The organism is Corynebacterium phocae (assembly GCF_008693075.1).
Lineage (GTDB): Bacteria > Actinomycetota > Actinomycetes > Mycobacteriales > Mycobacteriaceae > Corynebacterium > Corynebacterium phocae.
The window spans coordinates 153,349-164,957 of sequence record NZ_VXKJ01000048.1; the positions used below are offsets into that span (position 1 = coordinate 153,349).

Sequence of the window (11,609 nt, forward strand, 5' to 3'; positions counted from 1 at the left end):
CTAGACAATGAAAAAGAAACTCCTCAGCGGCGCTTTGGCAGCCGCCATGTGCCTGACTATTCCCACCACCGTTGTTGTTGCCCCGGCCACCGCACAAGTCATTGAAAGTAACCAGAACCAGCTGGAATCGGGTTCCTTCACCTGGGGTTTTCGCAGGTCTTTGGTGCGCTACATGGAAGGCTTTATCGCAAAGGGAAAGGTTGAGCTTTCCGGCCCGGTTAAACGCGAGGGCGCGAATTTCATTTTCCCGCTTGACGCCGCTAATTCTCACCTCGATGCCGCTGGAAACGGCCAGCTCAAACTCCTAGGCGGTCTTCATTTCCTGGGACACTACAACAAATCCGCTCAACGCTGGGATATGGACGTGACTATAGATAATTTTGTCCTGGACGTTGAGGGCAAGAAGGTCACCGTGCGCGCAGACTACGTCACCAAAGGCGATTTGAGCAAGGCTCCTTCCAGCCAAGATGGTGATCAAATCTCCGGAAAGAACGTAGCTTTCGCGACGTTTGAGTTGGACAGCGCAATTAAGCCCGGCACCAATGTGCGCTTTATCAACCAGGATACTGCGGCCACGGCACCCGGATTCTCGGAGGCTTTCCTCAATGACCGCTACGCCACGGGAACGCCTGTCGATGGCCCGAATCTGAAACTGGTCAGTGATCCAACCAAACCGTTTACCGAATACGGCAAGGAGAGCTCGGTAGATAGTGAGAACCGGACTGGGGTAATCATTGGCTCGATTGTGGGTGTCCTAGCAGCGATTGGCGGCCTGCTTGGCGCGCTGAAACACTTCGGACCACAGTTTGGCATTCGCTTGCCGTTCTAGGCGCGCACGTGTGGGGCAGTAGGTTTTCCTACTGCCCTTTTTGTGTGCGCTGGCTAGGCTTGCCGGTGCCGGTGACGCTGCGGCTAGTGCTGCGGCGGCGGGTGCTGCCCCGGTGCCGGCTGGTGCTGCTGGTGGTCCGGCGGCTGGTGCTGCTGCGGCTGGTGGTCCGGCGGTGGGTGCTGCTGCTGCGGCGGTGGTTGCTGCCGGTTTGGTGGTGGCCGGTGGTTGGGGATGTGGGGTGTGATGACCCGTGGTGGCCCGCCTTTGGGTGGTAGCCAGACGACATTCCCGTTGATGGTGTCGATTTTTCCGCGGGTATTAGCCGGCCCGGAGTCCTCGTTGACCCCGTTGTGGTAGGCACACAGCGGGACAAGGTTGTCGAGGTTGGTTAGCCCGCCGCCGGCCCAGCTGTGGATGTGGTGGTATTGGCAGTTATCGGCTGGGGTATTGCAGTCAGGCCAGACGCAGTGCGGGAACTGCGCGGATATCATCGCGCGTTGTTTCCAGTTGGCAAACCTGGCAATCCGGTAGAGGTTCACCGGCCCGGCTACCGGATCAACTAGGGTTATCAGCCCGCAGTCAGCGAGCCGGCGCTCTAGGTATTGTTTGCCGGTCATGGTTGCACCGTTGGTGAGTTGGAAGGTTAGTTCCTCCCCGTCGCCGGAAATTAGGCGCAGCCAGTCCTCGAGTTCGATGATGATGTTGGTTTGGACTGCGGCAATAGCGGCGTCGGTGCCGTCGGTGCCTGTGAAAAAGACGTGCCGGAAGGCCTCGGCGGTATCTGTGGCGTTGGTAGAAGCCAGCACGGCCGCCATGTCAGCGACTTCTAGGGCGGTGCCGGTATAGGACAAGGTGTTGACCCCGCAGCGACGGCGGGTAATGCGCACCCCGGTGGCAGGTGGTGGTTTGGGCGTGGCTTTGAAGTGGTCTTTGGCAACGGCGTCGACGCGCTGGGGTTCGGTGGCGCAGAGTTTAACCCGCAGGTTCCAGGCATCAAGCTGGCGGCGTACTTTGGCCACGTGGGCTTCGATGCGTTGCAGGGAAGCTAGGCTGTGGCGCGCGGCGCTATTGCGGGCGCGGCGTTGTTTGTTGGTAAACGGGGTTTGACCGAAGTAGACGTCTGCCAAGGCGTGGAGGTCCGTGGCCACGCTGCGGTCTAGGCCCAGGCTGAGAAGGTCGGTGATAGACATGCCGCGGGCTTCCTCGACCGGGTTAAGGCCCCGGGAGGTGTAGCTGGCGAATGTCGAAAGGTTCATAACACTGCACGCTAGCACACCGGAAAATCGGGTTTTAGCTGCAAGGACGCTGCCTGTGGATAACTTTGCCTAATACCGGCCGGAGGCGGGGGAAGTTATCCACAGGGCAGAAAAATTTTGCCCAAAACCTTGACATCACCGCCAGGGAGGGTATCATTTGCCCGTTTCCGGCCAATAACGCCCCACCAAGGGAAAATGTGAAATTAGTCTCAGGAGTCCAAAACGTCGTGCCGAACGATGGTTTGGTCGCGTCCCGGACCCACACCAATGTAAGAAATACGGCAGCCGGAGAGCTCCTCTAGGCGCAGAACGTAGTCCTGAGCCTTCTGAGGGAGATCCTCAAACTTGGTGCAGCCCGTGATGTCCTCATCCCAGGCGGGCATGGTCTCGTAGATGGGCTGCGCGTGGTGGAAATCGGATTGGGTCAGCGGCATTTCGTCGTGCCGTACGCCGTCCACGTCGTAGGCCACGCAGATGGGAATTTCCCCAATTCCGGTGAGCACGTCCAGCTTGGTCAGGAAGTAATCCGTAAAACCGTTGACGCGGGAAGCGTAGCGCGCCACCACGGAGTCATACCAGCCACAGCGCCGTTTACGGCCGGTGTTCACGCCCACCTCACCGCCGGTGGTCTGGAGGTATTCGCCCCATTTATCGAACAGCTCCGTGGGGAACGGTCCGGCACCCACACGGGTGGTGTACGCCTTAATAATGCCCAAGGAAGAGGTGATTTTGGTAGGGCCCACGCCAGCGCCCACGCAGGCACCGCCCGCGGTGGGGTTAGACGAAGTCACAAAGGGGTAAGTGCCGTGGTCCACGTCCAGCATGGTTGCCTGGCCGCCTTCCATCAACACGTGCTTGCCGGCGTCCAGTGCCCGGTTAAGCTCCAGTTCCGCGTCGATGATCATGGGGCGCAGGCGGTCAGCATAAGACAGGAAGTATTCCACCATCTGGTCCGCTTCAATCTTCTTGCGGTTGTACATCTTGACCAGCATTTGGTTTTTGATGTCCAGCGCGGATTCGATCTTCTGGCGCAGGATGGACTCGTCAAAAATATCCTGCACGCGCAGGCCTATACGCGCCACCTTGTCCGCATAGGTGGGGCCAATGCCACGCCCGGTGGTTCCAATGGCGCGCTTGCCCAGGAACCGTTCCTGCACGCGGTCTAGGGTCTGGTGGTACGGTGCGACCAGATGCGCGTTCGCGGAAATCTTGAGACGCGATGCCTTGGCGCCGCGGGCTTCCAGTCCGTCTATCTCATCGAAGAGCGCTTCCAAGTTGATGACCGTTCCGTTGCCCAGAATGGGCACGGCGTTTTCGGAAAGCACGCCGGCGGGAAGGAGCTTGAGCTCATACTTTTCACCGCCCACAACCACGGTGTGGCCAGCGTTATTGCCGCCGTTGGGCTTGACCACGTAGTCCACGCGGCCGCCCAGGATGTCAGTGGCTTTGCCTTTGCCCTCATCGCCCCATTGGGCGCCCACGATTACGATAGCTGCCATGGTCTATGTCACTTCCTAGCTCTTGAAGTTAAAAATACTTTCCCATTCTACACGCCACCAGCTAAGGTTTTCACCAAAACTACCCGGAAGGTGACCCGTGAAAATTCTGGCTTTGCGCTGCGCAAGCACCCTGGCTGTCCCCAGTGGCATTGAAGTAGTTGACCTCTCCGCTGTGCCTGACCGCAAGGAGCTTAAAGCTGCCGATACCGCCGCCAAGGCAGCGCTGCCCCACGATCCCACGCCCACGCTCGCGGAGATAGCTAGCCGGCCAGATGTTTCCCATCAGGGCGCGCCGGAGTTTGCACCGCAGCCGGTGGATGAGCCGCTGCGGCTGGTGGTCATCGGCAGCGACGCGGCCTTGAGTGCGGTGTTAACCCGCGCCATGCGGGCTGATTACCTGTGGGCGCATGTGGCTTTAATCCCGGAGGGTAGCTCCACGGCGGCTAAGAACTGGGGGCTGCCGTCCGGCCGCGCCGAACAATGGGCACTGGCCAGCGAGGGCACCGTTAAACCGGCCCCGCTCATCCGAAATGACCAGGCGGTGGCGGTGGCGGGCTCCGCCGGGATCCGGGACTGGGACGGCAAGCGTTTCACCGGTGAAATTGTGGTGGACAATAGCGTGTTGGCCCGCTCCGAGGGATACGGGGCCCGGCTGGTGCCCACCTTGGGGGCTCCGGGGATTGCGGCCGTTAGGGCCACTGCGCCGGAGACGGGGTGGCGCGCCAAGTTCCGGCCAGCACTAGACCCAGAGTCCCTGCTTACCGGCCGCGCGGTGCAGGCCGGCGGGCCAAAGCTGCGGGTCACGGTGGACGGGGTCAGCCATAAACGCCCAGTTGAGCGCGTGACTTTCTACCGCCATCTCAGGGACTTGCAGGTGGTGCGACCTTAGTCTGGATGGACTTCCGGCGGAAACGCCGGGTGGCTGGAGGTGGGCACCAGCGAAGCCACTGCGGACTCGTTAGACATGCCGCACACCATGAGCAGGTCCACCACGATGGAACGGGTCTGCGCCAAGATAGCGTAGGAGGATAACACCGGCGGCTGCTCCACGATGTCCATTCCGGCTTTGGCGCCCACGGCCCGCAGCCGGTGGATGGCCTCGGGGATAACCCGGGACTCTTCCAACCGGCGTTGCTTGGAGGATTGCCCGTAGAGCTCTCCGAGAAGCCTGGAGATATCGGCTAACTCCTCGATGAGCTGGATTTGCACCTCGGAAATGCGGTCTTTATCCAGGGAGGACACCAGGGCCCGGCGCGCTAACACCCGCACGCCACGCACCGCGTTGTCCACCGGCATCAGAATCCTTTCGAGCGAGCGGATGTGGCGCTGCGTGGCCCACAGGAAAGGTGACACGCGGGCGGTTTCCTTGCCGCCCTTGGCGGCGGTGAGCATGGCGTTGATGTTTTCCTGCGAGCCCTGGACGGCGCGGCGGGCGTCCCTGATGGCTTCGGGTTTTCCCTCGCGCAGGCCGTAAGCGACATCGGAAAGCACGGATCCCGCCAGATGCAAGACCTTGGAGACTTCTACGCGGCCGGCGCGCAGCGGGGAGGTAGGGATAAGCGCCATCATGGCCACGCCGATGACCGCGCCCACCAGCGCGTCAATAACCCGGCTTTGGCCCCCCATGTTCTCCGGCGGCAAGATGGTGGCGATGAGGATGGCGCCCACCGCTATCTGGTTGCTAATCAGCTGCGAGTCGGTGAGGAAAAGGGCCACCAGCAAGGCAATCCCAATGGTGATGGTCAGGTGAATAGGACCCGTACCTAGCCAATCGACCAGGAGCGTGCCCACCACCACGCCCACAATTCCGCCCACGGATAACTCAATCGCGCGGGTGAGGCGGTCACTGCCGGATAGCCCCAGAATAATGATGACTGACATGGGGGCAAAGAAAGGTTGCTCGTGTCCAAAAAGGACGTGCGCCACGTAGAAGGCCAGGCCGGCACCCAAAGTAGCGTGCAGGATAAAGACCCACCGGCTGTTGACGCGACGCAGCCGGGCTTTCAAGGATTTATCGAAGGTCCGCAGCGTTTCCCGCGTGGTCTGCCGAACGGAATTTTTCTCGATACCCATAATGATTTAAGAGTCTACCCTGACATGCTAAAGCCGCCCCGCGCAAACCGGGGCGGCTCCAGGTTTAAGTGGTGTTTTTACTTAGAGGTGGTCTTGCCCACGGAGTGCAGATCCTGGCAGGCCTCAATGATGCGGTCAGCCATGCTCTGCTCAGCCTTCTTCATGTAGGAGCGGGGGTCGTAGACCTTCTTGTTGCCTACTTCACCGTCAATCTTCAACACGCCGTTGTAGTTTTCGAACATGTGGGAAACGATGGGGCGGGTGAAGGCGTACTGGGTGTCAGTGTCCACGTTCATCTTGATGACACCGTAGCGCAAGGCTTCCTCGATCTTTTCCTTCTCAGAGCCGGAGCCGCCGTGGAATACGAAGTCGAATGCCAGGGCGTCATCGGACAAGCCCAGCTTTTCACGGGCAACCTTCTGGCCCTCCAGCAGTACCTCCGGGCGCAGCTTAACGTTGCCGGGCTTGTAAACGCCGTGGACGTTGCCGAAGGTAGCGGCCAGCAAGTAACGGCCGTTTTCCCCAGTACCCAGGGCATCAATGGTCTTAGCAAAATCCTCTGGGGAGGTGTAAAGGTTAGCGTCTGCCTTGGCCTGGACGCCGTCTTCCTCACCGCCAACAACGCCAATCTCAACCTCAAGGATGATGTTGGCCTTGCGGGCCTTAGCCAGCAGCTCCTGAGCGATTTCCAGGTTCTCATCGATGTGGATGGCGGAGCCGTCCCACATGTGCGACTGGAACAAAGGCAACTCGCCGCGGTCCACGCGCTCCTGGGAGATAGCAATCAACGGACGCACGTAGTCATCCAGAACTTCTTTCTGGCAGTGGTCGGTGTGCAGTGCAACGTTGATGTCGTAGTGCTTGGCGGCCTCATGTGCGAAGGCAGCCAGAGCGCTGGCACCGGCAACCTTGTTCTTCACGGACAGGCCGGAACCGAACTCCGCGCCACCGGTGGAGAACTGGATGATGCCGTCAGACTCAGCTTCTGCAAAGCCACGCAGCGCCGCATTGATGGTTTCCGAAGACGTGCAGTTGATTGCCGGGAACGCGAATCCGCCCTTCTTGGCGGTGTCCAACATCTGGTTATAAACCTCAGGGGTTGCAATAGGCATGAAATCATCCTTAAGAAATAGGCTACGGTTATACCGTTTTTACTCCTCCATTATGCCAGATAACTACTGCCTACAGACAACCGCAAAAGGGCCGCCGCGCGCCCGGAATCTACTGCCGGAAAAGCCGCGCCACGGCCTCTAGCAGCATCCAGCCGGAAAGTTGGACGGATAGGTCACGCTCTGCCACGCGCACCAGCCCCACGCGTTCGCTCAAGGAGGTTGAGACAAAGCCGTAATTATGCGGCAGCTTGGCGTCTTCGCCCCAGTCGGTGCCAAAAATGGGCAAACCGTCCACCTCCAGGCGGTGCTCCCATAGCGACTGCGCCGATGCCGTGACCAACCTCCTGGCCAGCTTCTTCGTGGCCCGGTTAGACGGCGAGTCTCCGGGTAACCTCACTGCGACATCGGCAAGATAGCGGGCCAGGATGCCCTTGAACAACCCGCCGTCGCCGTCACCGGTGTCGTGGTCTATCACACCGCTGGGGGTAGCCATCCAGGAGGCGATGGCCTGCACCAGCCCGCGGATACGAGTGACGTAAATCATCTGCTCCTCCACGTCTTCGGCGTCTTTGACGGACTCCAGGTGCTCCAATTCCAAGCGGGAGGACTGGCGCAGCGCGAGAACAATTTCCAAACAAGCCCCCAGCACCACCCCCTGGACGTAGGGGTGGATATTGCGAACCACCTCTTGGCCGTCCATGCGAAGCCGGACACCATCCATGACTAGGCCCTGGTCATCAATGAGGTTGTCGTAGATCCAGTCCACAATGTGGCGAGCTTCATCAATCTTGCCCATCCGCGCCAACATAATGGCACCGGGCCCGTTGGAGGGCACGTTCATAAACGTTTCATTGGTGCGCCACGGCAAGATGTTCAAATTGGGATCGAGTCCCTCAATAATGTTGCGCTGCAGCGGGGCCACCGCCTTGGGGCAGGGCACCTTGTCCACATTGCCGGCGCGTTGGAGCGCCAGGGCCAGCCAAGCCTTGTCATCGTAGTAGTTGTTGTTGGTCAAGGCCGAAAGGTTGCGCAACCGCATGCCACGGATGGTCTCGTTGATACGCCGGCGGCGCACCTTGGTGTTGCCACGCAGCGCGGCGTCCACCAAGCAGTCCAGGTAGTGCGCCTGCCACCAGTAGTGCCAATGCACAAACAGCTTCTCCTTGGCGGTGGGAGGCCAGCTCACCAGCGCCAGGTTGGTAGATGGGATCCACCACAGGCGGCTGGCGTGACGGTCATTGATGGCTGTCTCTGCGAGGTCGGCGCGGTGCGCCCACTTTTCTTCCACTACTCATCCCCTAAGAGTTGCCGGATACTAACGGGATTATCTTAGCCCCTATTTACCACGCGCGGGACAGATCAGCGTGCTGCCTGATCCAGGCGTGCATGGCTATGCCGGCGGCCACCCCGGCGTTGATGGAACGCGTGGAACCAAACTGCGCGATGGAACACGTCATCCGTGCATTTTCCTGGGCTTGCGCGCTCACGCCCGGGCCCTCCTGACCAAACAGCAACAGGCAGCGCTTGGGCAGCTGGGCGGTTTCCAAAGGCACACATCCCGGGGTGTTGTCGATAGCCACCACCGCCAACCCCTGCTCCTGCGACCACGCGATGAGGTCCGCCACGGTTTCGTGGTGCATCAGGTGTTGGTAGCGGTCGGTGACCATGGCGCCCCGCCGGTTCCAGCGGCGCTTTCCCACGATGTGGACCGTGTTCACCGCAAAAGCGTTAGCCGTTCGCACCACGGTGCCAATGTTGGAGTCATTTTCAAAGTTCTCGATGGCAATGTGCAACTCGTGGCGGCGGGTGTCGATATCGGCCACGATGGCCTCGCGCTTCCAGTACCGATAGGCGTCCACCACATTGCGGCGGTCACCTTCGGCCAGCAGCTCCGGGTCCAGGCGGGCGTCCTCGGGCACCGGTCCTTCCCAAGGGCCCACGCCGTGGCGGCCCTCCATCCACTCCGTTGGGCCTTTATCCGGCCCCAGCTCACCGCGCGCTTTAGAGCCCAAGGTCATCAAGCCCGAGCAGGTAGCGGTATTCCAGGCCCTCTTTAGCAATCACGTCCCCGGCCCCCGTGGCGCGGTCCACCACGGTGGCAACGGCTACGACCTCCGCCCCGGCTTCGCGCAGCGCCGCTACCGCCGTGAGCGGCGAGTTTCCGGTAGTAGTAGTGTCCTCCACCACCAAAACCTTCTTGCCCACCACATCCGCGCCCTCGATCCGGCGCTGCATGCCGTGCTTTTTTGCCTCCTTGCGCACAACGAACGCGTCAATCGGGCGGCCATCGGCATGCATGACAGACGTTGCCACCGGGTCAGCGCCCAGGGTCAGGCCGCCCACGGCATCGTAGTCCAAGTCAGCGGTTAGCTCACGCAGCTGCGCGCCAATGAGGCGGGAGGCCTCATGCTGCAATGTCGCGCGGCGCAAGTCCACGTAGTAATCCGCCTCCCGCCCGGAAGATAGGGTCACTTTCCCGTGGACAATGGCTAGTTCTTTCACCAGCTCCGCCAGGCGGGCGCGTTGCGTGTTATCAGTCATGGTTATTCTCCTTGTGTTGATAGAAATTCTAGTTCTCATCGTTGAAAATGGACGACTTGCCGTCCAAGTTACGCCGTACCCTGGGCCCTTCGGCTTGGGGGCGTTCGTTGCCGTCGGCAATGGCGTCCACCTCGTCCGCACCCACCGCGCGGTGTGCCACCGGGCCGCGCGCGGCGCTGACCTTACGGGTGGGCATATCCACGGGTTCTTCGGGCCGTTGGATGGGCGGCGGCGTGAATTCCTCATCCGCCTGGGCTACCAGAACGGGGCCGGTGGCCAACATGGTGGCTTCTTGCTCCATGATGCGGGTGGGGTCACCGTCTTCTAGGCGCAAGACCAGGGCCGCCTGTGAGCGCGGCGGCAAGCACCGGGCGGTATCAGCAATCAGCGCCATAGCGGCCTGCATGGCCTCCCACACCGAGGGCTGGGCGTCGCGCGGGAACTGCGCCAGGGCCCACTCGGATTCCAGCCACACCGCTGTGACTTCTTCCGGTAGGGACTCCAGGGCGACCTCCATGCGGGGGTCAATCATGCGCTGGGCCACGGCCGGTTCACTGGCAAAAACGCTGAAACCGGCTATCTCCTGGACCTCGGTGAGGTCCTCGGAATGCGCCTCCAGCTGGCCTGTGCGCCGGAAGTCCACGATTACCTCCGATGCCGCCCCCGTGCGCACCGCCATCACACCCACGTTGCCAATATCCATGAGCAACATCTCATGGCCCAGCACGTGGCCGGCCACGATGTCGCGCGGGGCAGCACCCGTGGCGGCCGCACCGCGGGTGAATTCATCAATCAGGTACTCGTCATGCTTGTGATAGTCATAGCCGCGTTCTAGGGCCCACTCACGGCGTTCCCGGCGCAGCGCACCAGGTAGCTGCCGCAGGCGGGAGGTTTTTCCCGGTATAAGCTCCGAACCCCTTCCCCTAGACTCTGGTTCTGGTTTGGGTGCCGGTGCCGGTTCTGGCTTGCGTGCCGGTTCTGGTTTGGGTGCTGGTTCTGGCTTGCGTCCTGGTTCCGGTTCCGGTTCTGGTTTGGGTGCCGGTGCCCGTGCCGGTTCTGGTTCTGGTTCTGGTTCTGGGGCGGGCTCCGGCGCGGGGTCGGCCGAGGGGGCCGGCACTAAGCCCGGCGCCGTCGGAGACCCGGCCTCCGGCTGTGGCTCGGGCTCTGCCGTCGCAGTAAACCCGCGCCGGGAATCCCGCGCTGCTTTCAACTCGGGGTTGGACTCTGAGACCGGATCCACGTCCTGCGGCGCGGACGCCTGGCGCTCTAGACGAACGGCGAAAACCCACAGCAAAACGCCGGCAGCAGCCAGGAGCACAGCTAAGGAAAGAAGGATTAAAGGCATCACCCTTCAAACCCTAGTAGGTAGGTGGCGTCTTTAGGGCAAGACAAGGCATATTCTTCGGGTTAATTCTTCCGGGCACAGACTCCGGCCGGTGGCCGGTGGCCGGGAAGCTAGAGCCCACGCTCCACCGGGTTTTTAGGGTTAGCTGACCATTGGGACCAACCGCCCACAAAGTGACGCGGCACGGGAAGCCCCGCCCACTCCATGGCGGCGATGGCCAGGCCAGAGTGGTTTCCGGAACCGGAGTATATGATGGCGTCTTTGAGGTTTTCCTCGTTTGCGCCCGCTTTAACAAAAGCGTCGCAAATCTCCTTCTTGGACTTCCAAGTTCCGTCTGGTTTGTGGAAGGCACGTTCCGGAACGTTGATAGCCCCCGGGATGTGACCGGCCTTCAGGTCAAGGTTCTCCCGGAACCCGGCAAAGCGGTTGGGTTCACGGGTGTCAATAAGAAGCCCCTCGTGGGCCTTGACTTCCTCGATAGTGGCGGTGGGCAAGGAACCAGGCCGGACCTGGGAGTCGGACTCCACTGCAATATTGCCAGGCCCTGCCAGGGTGGGATAGCCCTGCTCACGCCAATTCTGGAAGCCGCCGTCAAGGATACTGACGTCTTTGATTCCGGCCCACCGCAGAATCCACCAGGCACGCCCGGCCATCAGGCCGCGGCCTTCGTCATAGACGATGACGGGGCGGTCATCTTCCAACCCCCAGCGCTGGAACCATTTTTGGAGGTTGGCCGGATCCGGGAGCGGGTTGCGCCCAAATTGTGAGCCTGGAATGCCCGCTAGCGCTGCAGCCGCGTCACAAAAGCGGGCGGTGGGAATATGCAGGGAAGAAAACAGACCGTAGCTGCCGGCGGGGCCGGGTTCCCAAACGCTAGCCAGGAGGGTAAAACGCTTGCCGGTATGAATTAGGTTGTTAAGTTCGGACGGAGAAACCAATATGCTCATGCCCTCA

At 61.1% G+C, this 11,609-nt stretch carries 11 protein-coding genes; 2 read left to right on the forward strand and 9 right to left on the reverse strand.

What is annotated here, in order from left to right:
• The first annotated feature begins 7 nt into the window (after window positions 1–7).
• Window positions 8–829 carry an HtaA domain-containing protein gene (locus F4V58_RS10445; RefSeq protein WP_075735781.1) on the forward strand — a complete coding sequence of 274 codons (822 nt, stop codon included), beginning with the start codon at window positions 8–10 and terminating at the stop codon, window positions 827–829.
• 83 nt (window positions 830–912) lie between these two features.
• On the opposite strand, the gene F4V58_RS12595 is transcribed toward F4V58_RS10445, so the two are convergent.
• A complete protein-coding gene (locus F4V58_RS12595) occupies window positions 913–2,085 on the reverse strand; it encodes an HNH endonuclease signature motif containing protein (protein WP_157105780.1) in 1,173 nt (390 codons plus the stop codon).
• A 209-nt stretch (window positions 2,086–2,294) separates the two neighbouring features.
• Complete coding sequence (locus tag F4V58_RS10455) at window positions 2,295–3,584, reverse strand: adenylosuccinate synthase (RefSeq protein ID WP_075735785.1); 1,290 nt, start codon at window positions 3,582–3,584, stop codon at window positions 2,295–2,297.
• A gap of 97 nt (window positions 3,585–3,681) precedes the next feature.
• Here F4V58_RS10455 and F4V58_RS10460 point away from each other — a divergent pair, with 97 nt between their 5' ends.
• Window positions 3,682–4,473, forward strand: a complete 792-nt coding sequence (locus F4V58_RS10460; protein ID WP_075735787.1) for a hypothetical protein — start codon at window positions 3,682–3,684, stop codon at window positions 4,471–4,473.
• On the opposite strand, the gene F4V58_RS10465 is transcribed toward F4V58_RS10460, so the two are convergent.
• The 7 genes from F4V58_RS10465 to F4V58_RS10495 all read right to left on the reverse strand — a co-directional run bounded on the left by F4V58_RS10465 (window position 4,470) and on the right by F4V58_RS10495 (window position 11,602).
• Window positions 4,470–5,657: an FUSC family protein gene (locus F4V58_RS10465; RefSeq protein WP_075735789.1), complete on the reverse strand. Its 1,188-nt coding sequence runs from the start codon at window positions 5,655–5,657 to the stop codon at window positions 4,470–4,472. The two genes, F4V58_RS10460 and F4V58_RS10465, sit on opposite strands and share 4 nt — an antisense overlap.
• Window positions 5,658–5,734: 77 nt before the next feature.
• On the reverse strand, window positions 5,735–6,769 hold the full coding sequence (fbaA, locus tag F4V58_RS10470) for a class II fructose-bisphosphate aldolase (protein ID WP_075735791.1): 1,035 nt from the start codon (window positions 6,767–6,769) through the stop codon (window positions 5,735–5,737).
• A gap of 109 nt (window positions 6,770–6,878) precedes the next feature.
• Entirely contained in the window at window positions 6,879–8,057 is a 1,179-nt protein-coding gene (locus F4V58_RS10475) for a glycoside hydrolase family 76 protein (RefSeq protein WP_075735793.1), read from the reverse strand.
• A gap of 52 nt (window positions 8,058–8,109) precedes the next feature.
• Window positions 8,110–8,787, reverse strand: a complete 678-nt coding sequence (locus F4V58_RS10480; RefSeq protein WP_075735794.1) for a TrmH family RNA methyltransferase — start codon at window positions 8,785–8,787, stop codon at window positions 8,110–8,112.
• Window positions 8,771–9,310, reverse strand: a complete 540-nt coding sequence (pyrE, locus tag F4V58_RS10485) for an orotate phosphoribosyltransferase (protein WP_075735796.1) — start codon at window positions 9,308–9,310, stop codon at window positions 8,771–8,773. The genes F4V58_RS10480 and pyrE overlap by 17 nt, the downstream gene beginning before the upstream one ends.
• A gap of 28 nt (window positions 9,311–9,338) precedes the next feature.
• Window positions 9,339–10,655: a type III secretion system chaperone family protein gene (locus F4V58_RS12900; protein WP_075735798.1), complete on the reverse strand. Its 1,317-nt coding sequence runs from the start codon at window positions 10,653–10,655 to the stop codon at window positions 9,339–9,341.
• Window positions 10,656–10,765: 110 nt separating this feature from the next.
• A complete protein-coding gene (locus F4V58_RS10495; RefSeq protein ID WP_075735800.1) occupies window positions 10,766–11,602 on the reverse strand; it encodes a sulfurtransferase in 837 nt (278 codons plus the stop codon).
• Between the last annotated feature and the right edge of the window lie 7 nt (window positions 11,603–11,609).

Coding starts and splice junctions, on each gene's coding strand:
- F4V58_RS10445 (WP_075735781.1), top strand. CDS start 8: ATGAAAAAGAAACTCCTCAGCGGCGCTTTGGCAGCCGCCATGTGCCTG.
- F4V58_RS12595 (WP_157105780.1), bottom strand. CDS start 2,085: ATGAACCTTTCGACATTCGCCAGCTACACCTCCCGGGGCCTTAACCCG.
- F4V58_RS10455 (WP_075735785.1), bottom strand. CDS start 3,584: ATGGCAGCTATCGTAATCGTGGGCGCCCAATGGGGCGATGAGGGCAAA.
- F4V58_RS10465 (WP_075735789.1), bottom strand. CDS start 5,657: ATGGGTATCGAGAAAAATTCCGTTCGGCAGACCACGCGGGAAACGCTG.
- fbaA (WP_075735791.1), bottom strand. CDS start 6,769: ATGCCTATTGCAACCCCTGAGGTTTATAACCAGATGTTGGACACCGCC.
- F4V58_RS10480 (WP_075735794.1), bottom strand. CDS start 8,787: ATGACCTTGGGCTCTAAAGCGCGCGGTGAGCTGGGGCCGGATAAAGGC.
- pyrE (WP_075735796.1), bottom strand. CDS start 9,310: ATGACTGATAACACGCAACGCGCCCGCCTGGCGGAGCTGGTGAAAGAA.
- F4V58_RS12900 (WP_075735798.1), bottom strand. CDS start 10,655: ATGCCTTTAATCCTTCTTTCCTTAGCTGTGCTCCTGGCTGCTGCCGGC.
- F4V58_RS10495 (WP_075735800.1), bottom strand. CDS start 11,602: ATGAGCATATTGGTTTCTCCGTCCGAACTTAACAACCTAATTCATACC.